Origin of the sequence: Roseomonas sp. USHLN139 (assembly GCF_037145735.1) — a bacterium.
GTDB lineage: Bacteria > Pseudomonadota > Alphaproteobacteria > Acetobacterales > Acetobacteraceae > Pseudoroseomonas.
The window spans coordinates 1-20,101 of record NZ_JBBCWY010000008.1; the positions used below are offsets into that span (position 1 = coordinate 1).

The following is a 20,101-nucleotide window of genomic DNA, read 5'->3' on the forward strand; positions in this document are numbered from 1 at the left end:
GGCCGGGGCGGGTTCCGCCTCCTTCGGCGCCGGGGCGGGCGGCGGCGGCGCGGCGGCGGCCGGCTCGCCCGGCAGGGCGTCGAAGGCGGCCTCGGCCGCGCTGGCGGAGGCCTCGGGCGAGGTGTCGATGGCGGCCGCCGGCGCCGGCGCGGCGGCCGTGGCGGCGCCGGGCGCCTCGCCGCGCCAGGCGGCATCCAGCCGGGCGATCAGCGCGGTGTCGTCGCCGCCCGGCTCGCTGCCGGTCGCCTCCAGCCCGGCGACGATGCTCTTCAGGCAGTCCAGCGCCGAAAGGATCAGCGTGATCCCCTCCGGCGTCACCTGCAGCGTGCCCTCGCGGTAGCGGCCGAGCACGTTCTCCGCCGCATGCGCCACTTTCTCCAGCCGCGACAGGCCGAGAAAGCCGCAGGTGCCCTTGATCGTGTGGACGTTGCGGAAGATTTCTGACAGCGTCGGGCGGTCGTCCGGCGCCTTTTCCAGCTTCAGCAGCGCCACGTCGAGCGCCGCCAGCCCCTCATTGGTCTCGGTCAGGAAGTCGGCGAGAAGGTCGTCCACGGCATTCCCCGGAAGGCGGCATCGGATGGCGTCATCCGCAGCCTGGGGGCGCCGTGCCGAAGAAAGCGTAAAGCCGGGGGCCGAATGCGCCGCCGCTGGTGGCTCAGTCTCAGCTCGCCACCCCCTGCGGCCACAGCAGCAGCGCCGGCGCGGCATCGTCGCCGACGGCGTCCGCCGGCGCCGCCAGCTGCACGCTCCAGCCGGCGGCGGCGGCCAGCCGCCGCAGCATCCGCGCCAGCACCTCGCGCGGGCCGCCCTGGCCCTCGCCCTGCAGCACCGGCGCCAGGCTCGCCGGCCAGCGGGCCTGCCGCCCGGCCGGGCACAGCCGCAGCCCCGCCTCCCAGCCGCCCGGCGCGGCGCCCACCTGCACCGTGCCGCCGCGCGGCAGCGCCTCGCCTCCCAGCATGGCGGCGACCAGCAGCAGCTGCGCCACCGGCGCCGGCAGCGCCGCCTCGGCCGGCAGCTGGCCGAGATCCAGCCGGGCGCGGCCGCCGGCGAGCAGCCCGTCGACCAGCCCCGCCACCTCGGACAGCGCCAGCGGCCCGGTCCCCGCCCCGCAGGCGGCGCGCCAGAATTTCAGCCGGCGGCGCAGCTCGGCGGCGGCGTCGCGCGCCAGCTCCCCGGCCTCGGGCTCCTCGGCCAGCAGGTCGATCGCCCCGGCGACGGTGCCGAGCGGCCCCACCAGATCGTGGCACAGGCGCGCGCAGAGATCCTGCGCCAGCATCGCTTCCGCATCCATGGCCAGGCTCGCTCCGCTGTCCCTGCCGGGCCCCTATCCGGGATCGGCTTCACGGGGAGTTAACATCACGCTTCCGTGATCATCAGGCAGCATGGCGCGGGCTGGCCGCGGCCGCCAGCCTCCGTCACCTTCGCCGCCGATGATGCGAGACCGCCGCGAATGACCCTGCTCGAGCCCGGCATGCTGGTGCGCCACCCGACCCGGCCGGACTGGGGCACCGGCCAGGTGCAATCGGTGGTGGGCCCCCGCGTCACCGTCAATTTCGAGCATGCCGGCAAGCTGCTGATCAACGCCGCCCAGGTCGCGCTCGAGGTGGTCGACGCGCCATGATGGCCGCCCTGGCCGAGGCCTGGGGCCAGCTCGGCAGCGGCGCGCTGGCCGTCGCCGCCCTCGCCACCCTGATCGCCGGGCTGATGCGCGGCTATTCCGGCTTCGGCACCGCCATCCTGCTGGCGCCGGTCTATTCCACCCTCTGGGGCCCGCGCGCCGGCGTCCCGGTGATGCTGCTGATGGAGCTCTTCGTCTCCGCCTATCTGCTGCCGCGCGCCTTCGCCCAGGCCAACCGGCGGGTGATCTTCTCGATGGGGGGCGCGGCCATCCTGGCCACGCCGCTCGGCGCCTATATCCTGTTCGTCGCCGATGGCGCGCTGCTGCGGAAGGCGATCGGCGGCTTCGTCCTGGTCTTCGGCCTGCTGCTGATGTCGCCCTGGCGCTACCATGGCAGCCGGCCGCTCGGGCTGAACCTGACGATCGGCACCCTCTCCGGCCTGCTGAAGGGCGCGACCGGCATGTCCGGCCCGCCGGTCATCCTCTATTTGCTCTCGGGGCCGGAGGCGGCGGCGCAGCACCGCGCCAACCTGATCCTGTATTTCGGCCTGATCGGCATCGTCGCGGTCATCCCGCCGCTCTGGGGCGGGCTGATCGGCTGGCCGGTGCTGCTGCTGACCGCGCTGATGCTGCCCGTGCTGCTGGCGGCCGTGCCGGTCGGCGCCCGGCTGTTCCATGTGCTGCCGGTCGCCTGGTACCGCCGTCTGGCGCTGCTCGCCCTGCTGGCGGCCGGCCTCTTCGCGCTGCTCGGCTGAGCAGGCGCGCATGCGCCGCCCCTTGCATGCCGCCCCCTCGACCGCCCAAATGACAGGGCGTCGTATCCCGTCAGGAATTGCCCCATGATCGATCCGTTCGGCCGGCGGATCAGCTATCTCCGCGTCTCGGTGACCGATCGCTGCGACCTTCGCTGCGTCTATTGCATGGCCGAGGACATGAGTTTCCTGCCCAAGGCCGAGATTCTCAGCCTGGAGGAGCTCGAACGGCTCTGCGCCGCCTTCATCGGCCTGGGCGTCGACCGGCTGCGGCTTACCGGCGGCGAGCCGCTGGTGCGGCGCGACGTCATGCGGCTGATCCGCAACCTGGGCCAGCGCCTCGGTCCGGGGGGCCTGCGCGAGCTGACGCTGACCACCAACGGCACCCAGCTGACCAAATATGCCGAGGAGCTGCATGCCGCCGGCGTCCGCCGCATCAATGTCTCGCTCGATTCGCTGGACCCGGCGACCTTCAAGGCGCTGACCCGCTGGGGCGAGATCGGCAAGACGCTGGACGGCATCTTCGCCGCCAAGGCCGCCGGCCTGGCGGTAAAGATCAACGCGGTGGCGATGAAGGGCGTGAACGAGAAAGAGTTCGACCGGATGATCGCCTGGTGCGGCGAGCACGGCTTCGACCTGACGCTGATCGAGACCATGCCGCTCGGCGAGATCACCGGCAGCCGCAGCGACCAGTACCTGCCGCTCTCCCTGGTGCGGCGCGACCTGCGGCAGCGCTGGACCCTGGAGGACAGCGACCACGTCACCGGCGGCCCGGCGCGCTACATGACCATCGCCGAGACCGGGCAGCGGCTCGGCTTCATCACGCCGATGACCCATAATTTCTGCGAAAGCTGCAACCGGGTGCGTCTCACCTGCACCGGAACCCTGTATATGTGCCTGGGCCAGGAGGATGCCGCGGATCTGCGCGCCGTCCTGCGCGACCCGGGCATCGACGAGGCCGGGTTGCGGGCGGCGATCGAGGCGGCCATCGCCCGCAAGCCGCAGGGCCATGACTTCGTCATCGACCGGCGCCGCGCCCGCCCCGCGGTCGGGCGCCACATGAGCGTGACAGGCGGCTGAGAGATGGAAATGGACGGTGTGCGGAATATCGTGGCCTCGCTGTCCATCCCCGGCATGCCGGAATGGACCGGGCTGCTGCTGCTCTGCCTCGGGCTGCTCTGCGCCGCCGCCTTCCTGCTGATGCCGTTCAGCGTCTTCGGGGTGAAGGCGCGGCTGGAGGCCCTCGAGGTGCAGCTCGACGAGATCCAGGGCGAGCTGCGCGAGCTGGCGCTGCGCCTGCAGGAGCCGGCGCTGAACCGCCGGCCCGCTGCCTCGACCGAGGAATGGGCGGAGCCGCCGACGCGCGGCCTGCCGCCGATGGCGGCGCCGCGGGAGTCGCGGATCACGCCGCCGGTGCCGCCGCCGGCGGCCTGGCCCGAGGCCGGGCAGCCGCGCCGGGCGGAGCCCCGGCTCGACTGGCCGCGGCAGAAATAGGCGAGGCGCCGGGGGCGCCGGTCCCCCGGTCCTGCCGCCCGCTTCAGCGGCTGCGGGCGGCCTGCGCGATGGCGCGGGTGAAGGTGTCGGCGTCCATCTCGGTCAGCAGCGCCTTCTGCCGCGTCGGCACCGCCACGAAGACCTTCAGGAAGCGCCCGGCGGCGATGCCGACGCAGACCTGCTGCCACATCGCGGTGCGGCCATAGGTGCCCTCGACCACCGCGCATTGCATCGGTGCGCCGCCCGGCACGTCCAGCGCGTGGCGCGCCGTCTCGGCCATGCGGCGGCCGGGGGCCGGGCTGGTCGCCTCGGCGACGCCTTCCTCCAGCTTGCCGGTCACCACCGCCGCCGGCGTCGCCGGGGTCAGCACCGGCTGGCCGTGCTCATAGAGCATGACCGTGGCGACCGCCGCCCGCGCCAGCACGCTGCCGCGCGCCGGGGTGGCGTAATCGACGGCGCGGCCCTGGCCGGGGGCGCTGGCCTCCATGTCGGTGGTCATGCCGCGGCTGAACCCGGCCGCCTGTTCCGGCAGCCGGGCCAGCACGATGTCATAGCTGGGCCGCTCCTGCGCGGCCCGGGCGGCGCCGGTCGCGGCCTCGTCGCCCGGCGCGACGCAACCGGCCAGCAGGCCGGCGGCGAGCAGCGCGGGGCAGAGGCCGAGCCCGGCCGCCTTCAATGCGCGGCCTCCGGTGCCGGCACGGGAAGCCCCAGCTGCAGTGCTGCATTCGCCATGATCACGCCCTCCCAAAGCAGTTCAAAGCCGATATAGGCAATCAGCGCGACGCCGACATAGGCGATGATCTTGTAGCGATCCAGCAGCTTTGCCAGCAGGCCGCCCGCCAGGCCCATCATCACGATGGAGATGGCCAGGCCCACGACCAGCAGAGTCAGGTTCGAGCGCGCCACGCCGGCGACCGCCAGGACATTGTCCAGGCTCATCGAGACATCGGCCAGGATGATCTGCCACAGCGCCTGCAGCAGGCTCTTCTCCTCCGCCTCGCCCTTGGCCTCGGCCTCGTCGCCGCCGCCATGGCGCAGCTCGCGGTAGAAGGTGAAGGCGATGTAGAGCAGCGCCGCGCCGCCGACCAGGTCGACCCACCAGAGCGACAGCAGCAGGGTGGCGAAGATCGAGAAGACGATGCGCAGCACCGCCGCGGCGACCACGCCGAACAGCACCGCCTTGCCGCGCTGATGCGCCGGCAGCCCCGCCGCCGCCAGCCCGATCACCACGGCGTTGTCGCCCGAGAGGATGACATTCAGCCAGATGATCTCGGCCAGCGGGCCGAGCATGCCAGTCAGACTTTCCATCAGGATTCCCCCGCCAGGGCGCCGCACTGCGCCGAGAAAGGACCGTTCTGGCCCTCATTCCGGCGGCACGCTCCGCGAGCGGGCCAGGGCCGTCAAGGCGGCGCCCCCCCGGCGCCTGTCGGCCAAGTGACGGATTCGCAATGCGAATCACCAAAGCCAAGGGTTGTGACAGGGGCTTCACGCATGAAAAAGGGCCCGGCAGCCTGGCTGCCGGGCCCCTTTCCGGGCGGGTTGATCGGGTGGCTCAGCCGGCGGGCTGGCTGCCGCCGGTCAGATAGGGCAGCACCTCGCCGCCGCCCGACCAGATCATCTGGACCGCGACATAGAGGATCACCAGCAGGCCGATCCAGGCGATCCAGCGGTAGCGCTCGAGCAGGCGGGCGATGAAGGTGGCGGCGACGCCCATCAGCACCACCGAGATGGCCAGGCCGACGACCAGCACCCAGAGATGGTCCTTGGCCGCGCCGGCGACCGCCAGCACGTTGTCCAGGCTCATCGAGACATCGGCCACCAGGATCTGGATGATGGCGCCCTTCAGCGTCTTGCCCTGGCCGGGGCCCGCCGCCGCCTGCTCCATCTCCGCCTCGGAGACTTCCGGCTGATGGCCGCGCTGCAGCTCGCGGAACATCTTGTAGCAGACCCAGAGCAGCAGGACGCCACCGGCCAGCGTCAGGCCGACGATGGCCAGCAGCTGGGTGGTGATGGCGGCGAAGCCGATGCGCATGATCGTCGCCGCGGCGATGCCCCAGAAGATCGCCTTGCGCCGCTGTTCCGTCGGCAGGCCGGCCGCGGCCATGCCCACGACGATGGCATTGTCGCCCGCCAGCACGAGGTCGATCAGCAGGACCTGTCCGAGAGCGATCAGCTCCGGCATGAAAGCCGCCAAATCCATGAACGCTTGTCCCCATTCCCGATGGTGAGCCCGGCGCATAAGGCTGTCTTGAACATTGCACAACAGTCATGCAGGAACATGACAGCTTTGACATGTTTGGCCGGTTGACGCCGCCAAGCCTGGCCGCCATTCCCCGCCCTCCCGGGCCGCGCGCGTGCCGGCCACCTCGCCTCCCCCACCCGCGCAGGAGATCGGCCCATGGTGCCGCGCTATTCCCGTCCCGAAATGGCCGCCATCTGGTCGCCCGAGGCGCGCTACCAGATCTGGTTCGAGATCGAGGCGCTGGCCGCCGAGGCGATGGGTCAGCTGGGCACCATCCCGGCCGAGGCCGCCGCGCTGATCCGGCAGAAGGGCGGCCCGCGCGCCGCCGCCATCTCGGAAGCCGACCTGGCGCGAATCGACGAAATCGAGCGCGAGACCCGGCACGACGTCATCGCCTTCCTGACCTGGCTGGGCGAGGGAATCGGCCCCGAGGCCCGCTTCATGCACCAGGGCCTGACCAGCTCCGACGTGCTGGACACCTGCCTCTCGGTGCAGCTGGCCCGCGCCGCCGACCTGCTGCTGGCCGATCTGGACGCGCTGCTGGCCGCGCTGAAGCGCCGCGCCATCGAGCACAAGCTGACGCCGACCATCGGCCGCAGCCACGGCATCCATGCCGAGCCGACCACCTTCGGCCTGAAGCTGGCCGGCCATTACGCCGAGTTCAGCCGCAACCGGGCCCGCCTCGCCGTGGCGCGTGAAGAAATCGCCACCTGCGCCATCTCCGGCGCCGTCGGCACCTTCGCCGCGGTCGACCCGAAGGTCGAGGAATTCGTCGCCGCGAAGCTGGGCCTGGCCGTCGAGCCGGTCTCCACCCAGGTGATCCCGCGCGACCGCCACGCCGCCTTCTTCGCGACGCTGGCCGTCATCGCCTCGGGCATCGAGCGGCTGGCGACCGAGGTGCGGCACCTGCAGCGCTCCGAGGTGCGGGAGGCGGAGGAATACTTCCACCCCGGCCAGAAGGGGTCGTCGGCCATGCCGCACAAGCGCAACCCGGTGCTGTCCGAGAACCTGACCGGCCTGGCCCGGCTGGTGCGCGGCTATGCCCTGCCGGCGCTGGAGAACGTGGCGCTGTGGCACGAGCGCGACATCAGCCACTCCTCGGTCGAGCGGGTGATCGGCCCCGACGCCACCATCGCCCTCGACTTCGCGCTGTTCCGCCTGACCGGCATGATCGACAAGCTGACCGTCTATCCGGAGCGGATGAACGCCAATCTGGAAAGCCTGGGCGGCGTCGCCCATAGCCAGAAGGTGCTGCTGGCCCTGACCCAGGCCGGGCTGTCGCGCGAGGGCGCCTACCGCGCCGTGCAGCGCGCCGCCATGGCGACCTGGACGGCGCTCGGCTCGGAAGACGCGAAGACCTTCCGCGACAACCTGCTGCTGGACGCCGAGGTGTCGGAGAAGTTCGACGCGGCGACCATCGACCAGATCATCGATCCGCAGCGCGACTTCCGCCATGTCGACACCATCTTCCAGCGCGTCTTCGGCTGATCGTCAGGGACAGCAAGGCCAGGGGAAGGAATTCCCCTGGACCCCTTCTTTTTTCTGTTCCTTGCCATCGGTGAGGGCATGGGAACAGCGACTTACCGGGTTACCTGACACGCGGCTGTGAAAGCTCGGCCATGAAGCGGCCCGGTGTCCGCCACGGTTCTGCCTTACGGACTGGCCATTTTCAGGGTCATGTCGAGGAGGAACCCAACCATGCCCGGCTTCCGCAATCTGGCTTTGACTGGCATGGCCGCGGTCGGCCTGGCGCTGGGACTCACCACGCTGCCGGCTCAGGCCCAGGCGAATGACGAGGTCGTGCTGGTGCACGATCACTGGCGCCATCGCGGCTATGGCTATGGCCGGCCGGACTATTACCGTCCGCCCCCGCCGCCGCGCTATTACGGCTATGAGCGGCCGCGCTACTACTACCCGCCGCCGCGGGTGTACTACCCGCCGCCGCCCCCGCCGCCGCGGTATTACCGTCCGCCCCCGGGCGTCTATTTCAGCTTCTGAGCCACGCCCCCCGGGGCGGCATAAGGATCAGAAAAAAGAAGGGGTCCAGGGGAATTCCTTCCCCTGGCCTTTTCTCCGTGGTCAGACCGGCGCCCCGGCCTGCGTATCGGTGCCCTTCTCGTCGAGCTTGGCTTCCAGCTTGGCGACCCGCTCGGCGAGGGCCGCGCTTTCCTCCCGCGCCCGCCGCGCCACTTCCAGCGCCGCGTCCAGGTCTTCGCGCCGCACCAGCTCCAGCTTCTGCACCATGATCTCGACCTGGGACTTGGCCATGGCTTCGACCTCGGCGCGCAGTCCCGCGACCACCGAGAAGGCGCCGCCGGCCATGCCGGCCAGGTCGTCGAAGAACTTGCCGCGGCGCCCAGCGCCGCCCTCGGAACCGCTATTCATCTGCTGACCCTCCATTTGCGGCGCAACTTGCCCGGCCCCGCGCCCGGCGCCTATACCCGGCGCGCCCGGCGGGCGACCATGCCCCCCCGCGCGCAAAATCGCGGAAGGACCCGTGCATGTATCTGGTCACTGGCGGCGCCGGTTTCATCGGCTCCAACCTGGTCGCGGCGCTTTGTGAGCGGGGTGCCGAGGTGATGGTCTGCGACCGGCTGCGCGCCGGCGAGGAGGGCCGCGAGAAGTGGCGCAACCTGGCGCATCACGACATCGCCGGGGTGCTGCCGCCGGAGCGGTTGTGGGACTGGCTGGCGGTGAACCGGCCGGAGGTCATCTTCCATCTCGGCGCGATCAGCGCGACCACGGTGCGCGACGGCGACCTGGTGGCGGAGAACAACCTGGTCCTGACGCTGGCGCTGCACGACTGGTGCGCGCAGGCCGGGGTGCGGCTGGTCTATGCCTCCTCGGCGGCGACCTATGGCGACGGGACGGAAGGCTTCGATGACGACCCGGCGCGCGACGCGCTGGCGCGGCTCAGGCCGCTGAACCTTTATGGCTGGTCGAAGCACCAGACCGACCGGCGGATCGCCGCCCTGCAGGCGCTGGGCCGGCCGCAGCCGCCGCAATGCGCCGGGCTGAAGTTCTTCAACGTCTACGGGCCGAATGAATTCCACAAGGGCCGCATGGCCAGCGTGGTGCTGCACAAGTTCCGCCAGATCATGACCGGCGCGCCGGCGACGCTGTTCCGCTCGGACCGCGAGGGCATCGCCGATGGCGAGCAGCTGCGCGACTTCGTGCATGTCGACGATTGCGTCGAGGTGATGCTCTGGCTGCTCGACCATCCGGCGGTGAACGGCCTGTTCAACGTCGGCACCGGCACGGCGCGCAGCTTCCTCGACCTGACGCGGGCGATCTATGCGGCGCTCGGCCGCGCGCCGGAGATCGCCTTCGTCGATATGCCGGTCGATCTGGTCGGCAAGTACCAGTACTATACGCAAGCGCGGATGGAACGGCTGCGCGCCGCCGGCTTCGACGGCAGCGCCACCAGCCTCGAGGACGGGGTCCGCCGCTACGTTCAGGACTTCCTGACCCAGCCCGACCCCTACCGTTAAGGCCGCCGCCTGATGCTCTTCGCCATCCCCTTCCCCGCCATCGACCCGGTGCTGGTCGAGATCGGGCCCTTCGCCATCCGCTGGTACGCCCTGGCCTATATCGCCGGCATCCTGATCGGCTGGCGGCTGATGCGGCGGCTGGCGGCGCTGGAGCCGGTGGCCGCCAGCGCCGAGCAGATCGACGACTTCGTCACCTGGGCGGTGCTGGGCGTGATCCTCGGCGGGCGGCTGGGCTATGTGCTGTTCTACCAGCCCGACCATTATCTCTCGGCGCCCTGGGAGGCGCTCTACCTCTGGAAGGGCGGCATGTCCTTCCATGGGGGTGCGGCCGGCGTCATCGTCGCCGTCTTCCTGTTCTGCCGGCGCCAGGGGCTGAACGTGCTGCGCTTCGGCGACCGGCTGACCGCGGTGGTGCCGGTCGGCCTGTTCTTCGGCCGGCTGGCCAATTTCATCAATGGCGAGCTCTGGGGCCGCGTCAGCGACGTGCCCTGGGCGATGGTCTTCCCGCATGGCGGACCGGAGCCGCGCCATCCCAGCCAGCTCTACCAGGCCTTCCTCGAAGGTTTTTGTCTGTTGGTCATCCTGCAGATCCTCGTCCGTATTCCGGCGATCCGGGCGCGGCAGGGCTTCATCGCCGGCGCCTTCCTGGCCGGCTATGGCATCGCCCGCATCATCGGCGAGCTGTTCCGCCAGCCGGACGCGCAGCTCGGCTTCCTCTGGGGCGGCGCCACCATGGGGCAGCTGCTGTCGATCCCGATGGTGCTGGTGGGCGCGGGGCTGATGCTGGCGGCGCGCCCGCCGGCCCGGCCGGCCGCGGCCTGAGCCCGGCGCCCGCGCCATGAGCCAGGACCTTCCCGAGAGGCTGGACCGCTTCATGGCCCGGGCAGCCAGCGCCTACTACGCCGGGCGCAACCCGTTCGGCGCCACCGGCGACTTCACCACGGCGCCGGAGATCTCCCAGGCCTTCGGCGAGTGCCTGGGCCTCTGGGCGGCGGTGGTCTGGCGCGCCATGGGCCAGCCCGACCCGGTGCTGCTGGTCGAGCTCGGCCCCGGCCGCGGCACGCTGATGGCCGATGCGCTGCGCGCGGTCGAGACGGTGATGCCCGAGTTCCGCGAGGCCGTGCAGGTGCATCTGGTGGAGCAGAGCCCCTCGCTGCGGCTGACCCAGGCGCGCACCCTGCTGCCGAGCGGCGCCGGCCCCGCCTGGCACGACACGATCGACACCCTGCCCGCCGGCCCGGCGCTGATCCTGGCCAACGAGTTCCTGGACGCGCTGCCGATCCGCCAGTTCGTGCGCCGCGGCGGGGCCTGGCTGGAACGGCATGTCGCCGGGGGCGCCTTCGTCGAGCTGCCCGCCGAATCGCTCCCCGCCCTGCCCGCCGAGGCGCCGGAAGGCGCCGTGCAGGAGGTCTGCGAGGCCGGGCTGGCGCTGACCCGGCGCTTGGCGGCACGGCTCGCCCGGCAGGGCGGCGCCGCGCTGTTCATCGATTACGGCCCGGCGCGCAGCGGCTTCGGCGATTCGCTGCAGGCGCTCAGCCAGCATCGCCGCGCCGATCCGCTGGACCCGGCGGGCAGTGCCGACATCACCGCCCATGTCGACTTCCAGGCCATCGCCGCCGCCGGCCGCGCCGCCGGCGCGCGGATCTGGGGGCCGCTGCCGCAGGGCATCTTCCTGCAGGCGCTCGGCCTGGTCACCCGCGCCAGCATGCTGGCCCGCAGCCATCCGGCCAGCGCCGGCATGCAGCTTTCCGCCGCCCAGCGCCTGATCGCCCCCGAAGGCATGGGGCGGCTGTTCAAGGCGCTGGGGCTTTGCCACCCTGAATTGCCCAATCTGCCGGGGTTCGAGACCGCATGACCGCCGAATTCCTGACCGCCGATCCGCTCTCCGGCCTGCCGCATGGCTTCTTCACCCGCCGCGGCGGCGTCTCCACCGGCGGCTTCGCCTCGCTGAACTGCTCGCTGTCGGGCAAGGACGACGCCGCGGCGGTCGCCACCAACCGGGCCCGCGCCATGGCGGCGCTGGGCCTGCCGGCCGGGGCGCTCTGCGGCCTGACCCAGGTGCACGGCACCGCGGTCGCCGTGCTGACCGAGCCGGTGCCGCCCGAGTCGCGGCCGACCGCCGATGCCATGGTGACCCGGGTGCCGGGCCTGGCGCTCGGCATCGTCACCGCCGATTGCGGCCCGGTGCTGTTCGCCGACCGCGAGGCGGGCGTCGTCGGCGCCGCCCATGCCGGCTGGCGCGGCGCGGTGGCCGGCATGCTGGAGGCCACGCTCGACGCCATGGAGGGCCTCGGCGCGAACCGCAGGAAGATCACCGCGGTGGTCGGGCCCTGCATCCGCCAGGCCTCCTATGAGGTCGGCGCCGAGCTGCGCGACGCCGTGCTGGCGCGCGCCGAGGCCGATGCGCGCTTCCTGGTGCCCGGCCGGCGCGACGGGCACTGGCAGTTCGACCTGGCCGGCTATTGCGCCGCCCGCCTGGTCGCCGCCGGCGCCGGGCTGGTCGCGGTGATCCCGGCCGATACCTTCGCCGAGCCGCAACGCTTCTTCAGCCACCGCCGGCGTACCCTCGCCGGCGAGGGGCCGATCGGCCACCAGCTCTCGGCCATCGCCCTGCCGGGTTGAGAGCCCCCCGCCATGCCCTATCTGGTGATGTTCCTCGTGATGGTGATGCTGACCATGCTGGTGTCCTGTTTTGCCCTTATCTGAAGCTTTCCGGCGTCTCTTCCTGCCGCTGGCCCTGCTGGCCACCCTCTCGGGCTGCGGCAGCTACTATTCCTACTGGGGCAATCCGGGCGGCGACGCGCCGCGGCTGGCGAAGCCGCCGGCCTACCGCATCGCCGTGCCGCGGCCGACCCAGGCGCTGCTGACCGATGCCGGGGCGGAGCGCTTCTCCAACACCCTGGCCGAGGCGCTGCGCGTCGCCGAGGTGCCGGCGGTGGCCATCGCCAGCCCCTATCCGCTGGACTGGCCGCTGCGCGTCTCCGCCGAGCGGCGTGGCGACCGGCTGGTGCCGCGCTACGAGCTGTTGGACGCCGATGGCGATTCGCTCGGCTCGGCCGATGGCGCGCCGGTGCCGCTGCGCGGCTGGGGGCTGGAGGAGGAGGCCGCCTTCAAGCAGGTCGCCGAGCGCGATGCCAAGCTGGTGGTGCAGCTGCTGGAGCGGGTCGAGGCGGCGCGCAAGGCGAGCGACCCGCAGGCCCTGGCCGGCCAGGGCGTCATCCGCATCCGCCTGGCCGGCGTGCGCGGCGCGCCGGGCGACGGCAACCGCAGCCTGAACGAGCAGATGCGCAGCTTCCTGACCAAGCTCGCCTACCTGCCGCAGGACAATGCCGAGGGCGCGACCTATGCCGTGCAGGGCCAGGTCGATGCGGTGACCACCGGCGACAAGCAGCGGATCGAGCTGCAATGGATCGTGACGCGGCGCGACGGCTACGAGCTCGGCCGCGTGGTGCAGATCAACGAGGTGCCGCGCGGCTCGCTGAACGGGCTCTGGGGCGATGTCGCCTATGTCGCGGCGGAGCAGGCGGCGGGTGGCATCCGCGAGGTGCTGCGCAACGCCGCGCAGCCACCGGAGATCACCAACCCGCCGGCGCCGCAGGCCCGGGTGGTGCGGCCCTGAACGGCAAGGCCGGGGATCCCGAAGGATCCCCGGCCTTTTTCTCACCGGCTGACCGAGACGGCGGACCTCAGGAGAGGTCGAGCGGCTCGAAGCGCCAGGCGGTCTCGCCCTCGGCCGGCGGGGTGACCCACATCGGCAGGGCGTTCGGGGTGCGCACATTGGCCGGCAGCCCGGCCTCGGCGCGGAAGGCGCGCCACAGCGCGCCATGCGCCACCACCAGCACCGGCCCCGGCTGCGCCAGGCAGTGGTTGATGGCGGCGACGGTGCGTTCGCGCAGCTGCAGGAAGCTCTCCGCCCCCTCCGGGGTGAAGTGGCCCTCGACCCAGTCGTCGAACCAGCCCGCCATCGGCTGGCCTTCCTGGACCCCGAAGGAGACCTCGTGCAGCGGGCCGTGCAGCTCGACCGGCAGGCCGAGCGCCGCCGCCGCCGTCTCCGCCGTCGCCTTGGCGCGGCCGAGCGGCGAGGCGACCACGGTGGCGATCCGGCGCTCCTCCACCGCCTGGGCGGCCAGGGCCCGCGCGGCGCGCTCGGCCTGGGCGATGCCCACCGCGTTCAGCGGGATGTCGATATTGCCCTGGGACAACCCCTGGGCGTTCCAGTCGGTCTCGCCGTGGCGCAGGAACCAGAACGGCTTGCGGATCAGCGCCTCGGGCATCAGGCCCCGAGACCTTCGGCCGCCAGCGCGCGCTGCACGGCGGGGCGCGCCAGCATGCGGGCGAAATGCGCGGCGACCTTGGGCGGCAGCGTCATGTTCATGCGCTTCACCGCCCAGTAGGAGACGAAGAACAGCGCCGCATCGGCCACCGAATAGCCGGAGGGCAGCAGCCAGTCGCCACCCGCCCACTGCTTCTCGATGACGGCAAAGCCCTTCTCGGCGATGGCGCGGCCCTGCTCGATGACCTTCGGCGCATCGGCCTCGCTGGGGGCGAAGCGCGCCTGGTTGAACAGGCGGGAAAAACCCTGCGGGTGGATGGTGCCGCAGACATGGTCCATCAGCGCCAGCGCCTGGGTCTGCTCGTCGAGTCCGGCCGGCCAGAGCTGGCTGCCCGGGTGGCTGTTGGCCAGCCAATAGGCGATGGCCGGCCATTCGGTCAGCACCACGCCATCGCCGCGGGTCAGCGTGGGCACCTTGCCCTTCGGGTTGATCGCCTGGAATTCCGGCCTGTTCTGCGCGCCTTCCTTCAGCAGCGTCGGCACCGCCTCATAGGGCGCGCCGATCTCTTCCAGGAGGACATGGATGCCGAGCGAGCAGGCACCGGGGGAGTAGTAGAGCTTCATGGCGTGTTCCCGTGGTCGCGGCCGCCTTGGCGGCGGCCCGGATGCGGCGGGCCGGAAGGTCGCGCTCCTGCGCCCCTGGCGGGGCCGGGGCGGCGTCCGGCAGGCGCCGAGCATCGGCGCGGCGGCTTCCCCGCGCAACCCGGCCCAGGGGGATTCGAGGGTGAATTTCCGGCGGCGGCGATGGCCGGCAGCGGCGCATGAAAAAAGGGGCCCCTGGGGGCCCCTTCTCGATGGCGGCGGCGGCGGCCGGATCAGGCGGCGCGCAGCGCCCGCGGCAGGTCGGCGACGGCGGCGTCGATCAGCTTGCCGTCGGTGGCGGCATCCAGCTGGCTGGCGATGACGTCGCGGGCGGCGGCCGTCGCAATGGCGGCGGCGGCCTGGCGGACCTCGGCCAGGGCACCGCTCTCGGCGGCCTGGATGCGCTCCATGGCCATGCGCTCGCGGCGCTTGGCGGCGGCTTCCGCCTCGGCGGCGGTGGCGGCGGCCAGGCGCTCGGCCTCGGCCTTGGCGCGGGCGATCAGCGCCTCGCCCTCGGCCAGGGCGGCGGCGCGGTCGGCCTCGGCCTGGCGGCGCATCGCCTCGGCCTCGGCGCGGAGGCGGGCGGCCTCATCCAGCTCGGCGCGGATCTTGTCGGCGCGGGCGTCGAGGGCCTCGGTCGCCTTGGCCCAGACCAGCTTCGCGACCAGGGCGGCGAAGATGACGAAGGAGACGGCGACCCAGAACTTCGGGTCCAGCCAGAAATGCTCGTAATGGTGCATGGTGACCTCCCTTACGCCTTGCCGTGGGCAGCCAGCGCGCGCTCGACGGCGCTGGAGACGGCCGCCTCGTTGCGGAGGCCGGTCAGGCGCTGCACCAGCGCGTTGGTGGTGTCGGTGGCCACCTCGCGCAGCGCGCCCATGGCGGCGTCGCGGGCGGTGTTGATGCGGGCCTCGGCGCTGGCGATCTGCTCGTTGAGCTTCGCGTTCAGCGCGGCGGTGCGGGCGGCGGCATCGGCCTGCGCGGCGGCGCCGGCGGTGGCGATGGCGGCCTGGCTCTCGGCGCGGGCCTTGGCGGTGGCGGCCTGATGCGCGACCAGCGCGGCATCGGCCTCGGCCTTGGCGGCGCGGGCGGCCTCGAGGTCACCCTCGATGCGGCTGCGGCGCTCGTCCAGCACGGCGGCGGCCTTGGGCAGCACGATGCTGGACAGCACGTAGTAGAAGACGCCGAAGATGATCAGCAGCCAGACGACCTGGGCCAGCATCAGCGGGTTGCCGAAGTCGAGCTGCGGCATGCCCCCCTCGGCCGCCATGGCGGCGGTGGAGACGGCGGTCATGGCCAGCGCGGCAAGGCTGAGCCGGGTGGCTTTGGTGGTCGCGGACTTCATCTTCTGCATCCTCAGGCCGTTCACCCTGTCGATCGATCGGCGCGCCGGACCTTGCGGCACGGCGCGCCGGCCGGGATCAGGTGAACAGGATCAGGAAGGCGATCAGCAGCGCGAAGAGCGCCACGGCTTCCGTCAGGGCGAAGCCCAGGATGCCGATCGGGAAGACGGTGTCGCGCGAGGCCGGGTTGCGGGCAACCGAGGCGATCAGCGTCGAGAAGATGTTGCCGAGCGCCAGGCCGACGCCGAACAGGGCGAGGACGGCGATGCCGGCACCAATGGCCTTAGCAGCAAGCACGATTTCCATCAGAGTAATCCCTTCGCTGATCTGATGTTGGTCCGCTGACGCGGGTCCTGGAAAGACGTGGCCCCCTTGTGGGGACTGGCCCCGTCAGTGCAGGTGCACCGCGTCGTGCAGGTAGATGCTGGTCAGGATGGCGAACACATAGGCCTGCAGGAAGGCGACCAGGAGTTCGAAACCGACCAGGAGAACGTTGACCGAGAGCGGCAGCAGCGCCACCACCGGGCCGATGAAGCCGAGGCCGCCCAGCAGCACGACGAAGGTGGCGAACACCTTCAGCAGCACGTGGCCGGCGACCATGTTGGCGAACAGACGCACCGAGAGGCTGATCGGGCGCGAGAGGTAGGAGACCACCTCGACCGGCACGATGATCGGCGCCAGCCAGAGCGGCGCGCCCTCGGGGAAGAAATAGCCGAAGAACTTCTTGCCGTGCAGGGCGAGCGCCACGACCGTCGTCACCAGGAACACCAGGAAGGCCAGACCGAAGGTCACGGCGATATGGCTGGTATAGGTGAAGGCGAAGGGCAGCAGGCCGATCACGTTGCCGAACAGCACGAACATGAACAGGGCGAAGACGAAGGGGAAATAGCGACGCCCCTCGTGGCCCACCTGTCCGGCGACCAGGTTCTCGACGAATTCGTAGAAGGTCTCGGCCAGGGCCTGGAAGCGGCCCGGCACCACGGCGCGCGGCGCCATGCCCCAGGCCATCAGCGCCACGATCACCACGCAGGCGGCGAGCATGTGGGCATTGGACTGGGTGAAGTTCACCGCCGCGCCAATCGGCCCGAAGGCGTGGGTCAGCTCGAACTGGCTCAGCGCGTCGATCGTCTTGCCTTCGGCGGCCACTGCGGCTCTCCCGTATCCGGTGCTTATCTCGGAGCGCCGTTCCGCGGGTTGAACAGCCGATAGACGTTCAACACCCCGGCGGCGCCGCCCACCACGAAGAACAGCATGAAGAGCCAGGGGAACGTGCCAAGCCACCGATCCAGCAGCCAGCCGAGGCCGGACCCCGCGATCAGCGCGGAGACCACCTCGACACCGGCCCGCATGCCGACGCGCAAGGCGCTTCCGGGCAGCCCCGAGGAGCCGTCCGCCGCCTTGGCATCCGCCTTCTCCAGTCCCCGCTTCTGCCGGGCCTGGCGCAGGCGCGCATCGAAATCGTTCTGCTCGTTCACCCTCGCTCCCGCTGCGGTTTCCCCCGCCGGAAGGCTGGACGGCTCGTAAGGGGGCGTTCATGTGGTGTCAAGTGCGCGGGACCGGGCCAGAGGGGTGAAACCCCTTTTGCCAGCGGGGTTTCAGGCAACGCGCCGGCGCCTGCCGGCAGCTCTCCGCCAGACCGCCATGGCCGCGTCCGACAGGGCGGCGCGGCGACCCGGCGGGCGGCCCGGCGGGCAGCATCGTGACGGGCGGTAGACTAGCCTGCGCGCCGCGCGCGCCCAAGCCTTTTCCGGCTCACCCGGACGGCGGCAGAAGGGCTGGCGGCAGAAGGGCTGGCGGCAGGAGCGCGGGCGGCAGGGCCGGCGGCAGCAGCGCGGGCCCGGAGTCGCCAGCGGCGTCGGTCAGGGCGAGCCGGGTCAGCGCCTCCGCCGCCATCGGCCGCCCGAGCAGGAAGCCCTGGGCGGCATCGCAGCCGAGGCGGCGCAGCGCCGCCAGCTGCTCCGGCGTCTCGACACCCTCCGCCACCACCCTGGCGCCCAGGCCATGGGCCAGCCGGAGAATCGTCTCGACGATCCAGCTGCTGTTGTCCTCCTCGGCGCGCAGGTCGTGGACGAAGGCGCGGTCGACCTTCAGCACGTCGAAGGGCAGGTGCTGCAGATAGGCCAGGCTGGAATAGCCGGTGCCGAAATCGTCCAGCGCCACCCGCACCCCCAGCCGGTGCAGCGTCTGCAGCGCCGCCTGGGCGGCCTCGGCATTGCGGATGAAGACGCCCTCGGTCAGCTCGATCTCCAGCAGATGCGGCGGCAGGCCGCTGACCGACAGCGCCTCGGCCACCAGCTCCACCGCCTGGTCGGAGGCGAAGAGCGCGGCCGAGAGGTTGACCGCCACTGGCATGTTGACGCCCGCCTCTCGCCACGCCAGCGCCTGGGCGCAGGCGGCCCGCAGCACGTAGCGGCCGAGCGTGCCGGCCATGCCCGCCTCCTCCGCCACCGGGACGAAGAGCGCCGGCGGGATGGCGCCGCGCTCCGCATGGTTCCAGCGCAGCAGCGCCTCGCAGCCGATCGGCCGGCCGCTCTGCAGGCAGAATTTCGGCTGGTAGAGCAGGTGCAGCGCGCCCTCGGCCAGGCCCTCGCGCAGCTCCGCCTCCATCTGGCGGCGCTCCTGCAGCGCGGTCTCCATGCCGGGGTCGAACAGCATGGCGCGGCCCCTCCCCTCGCCCTTGGCGCGGTAGAGGGCGATATCGGCGCGCTGCTGCAGCAGCTCCACCGTCTGGCCATGCAGCTGGCCCAGCGCCGTGCCGACGCTGATCCCGCTCTCGATGATGCAGCCGTCGATCTCGAAGGGCTGCGCCATGGCGCGGACCAGCCGCTCGCCCATGCGCAGGGCGTCCTGCGGCCCGGTGACATCGGCCTGGATGATAGCGAACTCGTCGCCGCCGACCCGCGCCAGGGTGTCGGAGCGGCGCAGGCAGCCGCGCATCCGCTCGACCGCGGCGAGCAGCAGCTTGTCGCCCAGCGGATGGCCCAGGCTGTCGTTGATCGCCTTGAAGCGGTCGATGTCGACGCAATGCAGGGCGAAGCCCTGCGCCACGCTGGCACGCGCCTTGGCCAGCATGGCGTTCAGCCGCACCGCGAAGAGCAGCCGGTTCGGCAGGTCGGTCAGCGGGTCGTGCTCGGCCAGGTGCCGCACCCGCTCCTCGGCCAGCTTGCGGTCGGTGATGTCGAGGGCGATGAACACCACCCGGCCCGCCGCGCCGCTGCCATCGGGCACGGCGACGGCCGTGGTCAGCAGGGTGCGCTCCTCGCCATCCTGGTTCTGCAGCGCCCGCTCCTGGAAGGGCAGCGGCCCGGCGCTAGCGAGCGCCAGCTCCAGCCGGCCATGCTCGCCGGGCGGCACCGCGCCGGCGGCCGGCCCGTGGAAGCGCGCATGCGCCTCGTTCATGAACAGGTGGCGGCCGAAGCGGTCGAAGGCGCTGATCATCGCCGGCAGGCTGTCGATCAGGGCGCGCAGCGTGCGCTCGGCCTCGGCCTGGCGCTCGGCGGCGCCCCGGGCGGAAGCTATCGAGCGCCGTACCCGCCGGGTCTCGGCGATCAGCAGCGCCACCAGCAGCCCGACCGAGACCAGCATGCCGGCGCCGGCGGCCAGGAAGGTCCAGCTCAGCCGGCGCATGCCGCCCACCGCCATGTCGGCGGCCTGCAGCCGGTCCTGATGCATGTGCAGGTTGGTGATGCGCAGCTGCTCCTGCACCACCGCGACCTGCGGCAGGATGCGGCGATAGGCGTCCCGCTCGCCGGCGAAGAGCAGCACCATCTCGCGCTCGATCGCCGCCATCGCCTGCAGCATGGCCGGCAGGTTGTTGCGGATGCGCTCGAGCTGGGCATATTCGCTCGGCCGGTCGCCGCTGCCCAGCAGCAGGATGCGGCTGTAGACGACCTCGAACTGCTCCTCGAGCTGGGCGGGCGCGAGCTCGCCCATCATGTAGCCGCGCAGCATGGTGCCGAACAGCGCGGCCTCCACCGCCGCATGGCTCGACATCCACAGGCCGGAGCGCTGCATCCGCGCCTCCAGCCGGTACTGCGAGGTGGCGTTGATCATCGAGACGCCGAGCGAGACGAAGAACAGCAGGGCGGCGATGCCGAGGCCGAGCTGCACCGAGCGCCGCCCCTGCCGCGCCGCCGCCAGCAGCCGGGCGAGGGAGAGGCGCGGCGGCGGGCCGGAGGCCGGCGCCGCGGCCGGCGCGGGGCGCATCGCCTCGGCCATGGCGCCGATATCCCGGGGGGAGGACATG

Annotated in this window: 25 protein-coding genes; 11 read left to right on the top strand and 14 right to left on the bottom strand. The window is 71.9% G+C overall.

Annotated elements, in window-relative coordinates; genetic code table 11:
• The coding region (locus tag WFI16_RS19805) for an Hpt domain-containing protein (RefSeq protein ID WP_419899586.1) at window positions 1-552 on the bottom strand (552 nt) is incomplete at its 3' end.
• A gap of 109 nt (window positions 553-661) precedes the next feature.
• Window positions 662-1,291 carry a histidine phosphotransferase family protein gene (locus WFI16_RS19810; protein ID WP_419899587.1) on the bottom strand — a complete coding sequence of 210 codons (630 nt, stop codon included), beginning with the start codon at window positions 1,289-1,291 and terminating at the stop codon, window positions 662-664.
• Between the two features lie 159 nt (window positions 1,292-1,450).
• On the opposite strand from WFI16_RS19810, the gene WFI16_RS19815 reads away from it, so the two are divergent.
• The 4 genes from WFI16_RS19815 to WFI16_RS19830 all read left to right on the top strand — a co-directional run bounded on the left by WFI16_RS19815 (window position 1,451) and on the right by WFI16_RS19830 (window position 3,864).
• Window positions 1,451-1,621, top strand: a complete 171-nt coding sequence (locus WFI16_RS19815; RefSeq protein WP_419899588.1) for a DUF3553 domain-containing protein — start codon at window positions 1,451-1,453, stop codon at window positions 1,619-1,621.
• The gene (locus WFI16_RS19820; protein ID WP_419899589.1) at window positions 1,618-2,373 is read left to right on the top strand and encodes a sulfite exporter TauE/SafE family protein; all 756 of its coding nucleotides are present in this window, start codon (window positions 1,618-1,620) and stop codon (window positions 2,371-2,373) included. The genes WFI16_RS19815 and WFI16_RS19820 overlap by 4 nt, the downstream gene beginning before the upstream one ends.
• Before the next feature lie 84 nt (window positions 2,374-2,457).
• Window positions 2,458-3,450, top strand: coding sequence for a GTP 3',8-cyclase MoaA (moaA, locus tag WFI16_RS19825; protein WP_419899590.1), 993 nt, complete (start codon window positions 2,458-2,460; stop codon window positions 3,448-3,450).
• A 3-nt stretch (window positions 3,451-3,453) separates the two neighbouring features.
• The gene (locus tag WFI16_RS19830; RefSeq protein ID WP_419899591.1) at window positions 3,454-3,864 is read left to right on the top strand and encodes a hypothetical protein; all 411 of its coding nucleotides are present in this window, start codon (window positions 3,454-3,456) and stop codon (window positions 3,862-3,864) included.
• 43 nt (window positions 3,865-3,907) lie between these two features.
• On the opposite strand, the gene WFI16_RS19835 is transcribed toward WFI16_RS19830, so the two are convergent.
• From WFI16_RS19835 to WFI16_RS19845, 3 genes are all read right to left on the bottom strand, one after another.
• The gene (locus tag WFI16_RS19835) at window positions 3,908-4,540 is read right to left on the bottom strand and encodes a hypothetical protein (RefSeq protein ID WP_419899592.1); all 633 of its coding nucleotides are present in this window, start codon (window positions 4,538-4,540) and stop codon (window positions 3,908-3,910) included.
• Window positions 4,537-5,172 carry a YjbE family putative metal transport protein gene (locus WFI16_RS19840; RefSeq protein WP_419899593.1) on the bottom strand — a complete coding sequence of 212 codons (636 nt, stop codon included), beginning with the start codon at window positions 5,170-5,172 and terminating at the stop codon, window positions 4,537-4,539. Before WFI16_RS19840 ends, WFI16_RS19835 begins: the two co-directional genes overlap by 4 nt.
• 244 nt (window positions 5,173-5,416) lie before the next feature.
• The gene (locus WFI16_RS19845) at window positions 5,417-6,064 is read right to left on the bottom strand and encodes a TerC family protein (protein ID WP_419899594.1); all 648 of its coding nucleotides are present in this window, start codon (window positions 6,062-6,064) and stop codon (window positions 5,417-5,419) included.
• Window positions 6,065-6,262: 198 nt separating this feature from the next.
• On the opposite strand from WFI16_RS19845, the gene purB reads away from it, so the two are divergent.
• A complete protein-coding gene (gene purB / locus WFI16_RS19850; protein ID WP_419899595.1) occupies window positions 6,263-7,594 on the top strand; it encodes an adenylosuccinate lyase in 1,332 nt (443 codons plus the stop codon).
• A 210-nt stretch (window positions 7,595-7,804) separates the two neighbouring features.
• Window positions 7,805-8,104 (top strand): hypothetical protein, encoded by a 300-nt coding sequence (locus WFI16_RS19855; protein WP_419899596.1) that lies wholly within the window; start codon window positions 7,805-7,807, stop codon window positions 8,102-8,104.
• An 81-nt stretch (window positions 8,105-8,185) separates the two neighbouring features.
• Here the strand turns inward: WFI16_RS19855 and WFI16_RS19860 are convergent, their stop codons facing one another.
• Window positions 8,186-8,491 (bottom strand): accessory factor UbiK family protein, encoded by a 306-nt coding sequence (locus WFI16_RS19860; protein ID WP_419899597.1) that lies wholly within the window; start codon window positions 8,489-8,491, stop codon window positions 8,186-8,188.
• Between the two features lie 116 nt (window positions 8,492-8,607).
• Between WFI16_RS19860 and rfaD the strand changes: the two genes are divergently transcribed.
• From rfaD to WFI16_RS19885, 5 genes are all read left to right on the top strand, one after another.
• The gene (gene rfaD / locus WFI16_RS19865) at window positions 8,608-9,597 is read left to right on the top strand and encodes an ADP-glyceromanno-heptose 6-epimerase (RefSeq protein WP_419899598.1); all 990 of its coding nucleotides are present in this window, start codon (window positions 8,608-8,610) and stop codon (window positions 9,595-9,597) included.
• Window positions 9,598-9,609: 12 nt separating this feature from the next.
• The gene (gene lgt / locus WFI16_RS19870) at window positions 9,610-10,419 is read left to right on the top strand and encodes a prolipoprotein diacylglyceryl transferase (RefSeq protein ID WP_419899599.1); all 810 of its coding nucleotides are present in this window, start codon (window positions 9,610-9,612) and stop codon (window positions 10,417-10,419) included.
• 16 nt (window positions 10,420-10,435) lie between these two features.
• Window positions 10,436-11,452, top strand: a complete 1,017-nt coding sequence (locus WFI16_RS19875) for a class I SAM-dependent methyltransferase (RefSeq protein WP_419899600.1) — start codon at window positions 10,436-10,438, stop codon at window positions 11,450-11,452.
• Complete coding sequence (pgeF, locus tag WFI16_RS19880; RefSeq protein ID WP_419899601.1) at window positions 11,449-12,219, top strand: peptidoglycan editing factor PgeF; 771 nt, start codon at window positions 11,449-11,451, stop codon at window positions 12,217-12,219. The genes WFI16_RS19875 and pgeF overlap by 4 nt, the downstream gene beginning before the upstream one ends.
• 70 nt (window positions 12,220-12,289) lie before the next feature.
• Window positions 12,290-13,216, top strand: a complete 927-nt coding sequence (locus WFI16_RS19885; RefSeq protein WP_419899602.1) for a hypothetical protein — start codon at window positions 12,290-12,292, stop codon at window positions 13,214-13,216.
• Window positions 13,217-13,283: 67 nt separating this feature from the next.
• Here the strand turns inward: WFI16_RS19885 and WFI16_RS19890 are convergent, their stop codons facing one another.
• The 8 genes from WFI16_RS19890 to WFI16_RS19925 form a co-directional block, all read right to left on the bottom strand.
• On the bottom strand, window positions 13,284-13,871 hold the full coding sequence (locus WFI16_RS19890; RefSeq protein ID WP_419899603.1) for a histidine phosphatase family protein: 588 nt from the start codon (window positions 13,869-13,871) through the stop codon (window positions 13,284-13,286).
• Complete coding sequence (locus tag WFI16_RS19895; protein ID WP_419899604.1) at window positions 13,871-14,494, bottom strand: glutathione S-transferase family protein; 624 nt, start codon at window positions 14,492-14,494, stop codon at window positions 13,871-13,873. Before WFI16_RS19895 ends, WFI16_RS19890 begins: the two co-directional genes overlap by 1 nt.
• 251 nt (window positions 14,495-14,745) lie before the next feature.
• The gene (locus tag WFI16_RS19900; protein ID WP_419899605.1) at window positions 14,746-15,252 is read right to left on the bottom strand and encodes a F0F1 ATP synthase subunit B family protein; all 507 of its coding nucleotides are present in this window, start codon (window positions 15,250-15,252) and stop codon (window positions 14,746-14,748) included.
• Between the two features lie 11 nt (window positions 15,253-15,263).
• Window positions 15,264-15,857, bottom strand: coding sequence for a F0F1 ATP synthase subunit B family protein (locus WFI16_RS19905; RefSeq protein WP_419899606.1), 594 nt, complete (start codon window positions 15,855-15,857; stop codon window positions 15,264-15,266).
• Between the two features lie 76 nt (window positions 15,858-15,933).
• Window positions 15,934-16,161, bottom strand: a complete 228-nt coding sequence (locus tag WFI16_RS19910) for an ATP synthase subunit C family protein (RefSeq protein WP_076959667.1) — start codon at window positions 16,159-16,161, stop codon at window positions 15,934-15,936.
• A gap of 84 nt (window positions 16,162-16,245) precedes the next feature.
• Window positions 16,246-17,001 carry a F0F1 ATP synthase subunit A gene (locus tag WFI16_RS19915; RefSeq protein ID WP_419899607.1) on the bottom strand — a complete coding sequence of 252 codons (756 nt, stop codon included), beginning with the start codon at window positions 16,999-17,001 and terminating at the stop codon, window positions 16,246-16,248.
• 23 nt (window positions 17,002-17,024) lie between these two features.
• Window positions 17,025-17,330, bottom strand: a complete 306-nt coding sequence (locus WFI16_RS19920; RefSeq protein ID WP_419899608.1) for an AtpZ/AtpI family protein — start codon at window positions 17,328-17,330, stop codon at window positions 17,025-17,027.
• A 277-nt stretch (window positions 17,331-17,607) separates the two neighbouring features.
• Window positions 17,608-20,100 (bottom strand): putative bifunctional diguanylate cyclase/phosphodiesterase, encoded by a 2,493-nt coding sequence (locus WFI16_RS19925; protein ID WP_419899609.1) that lies wholly within the window; start codon window positions 20,098-20,100, stop codon window positions 17,608-17,610.
• Between the last annotated feature and the right edge of the window lies 1 nt (window position 20,101).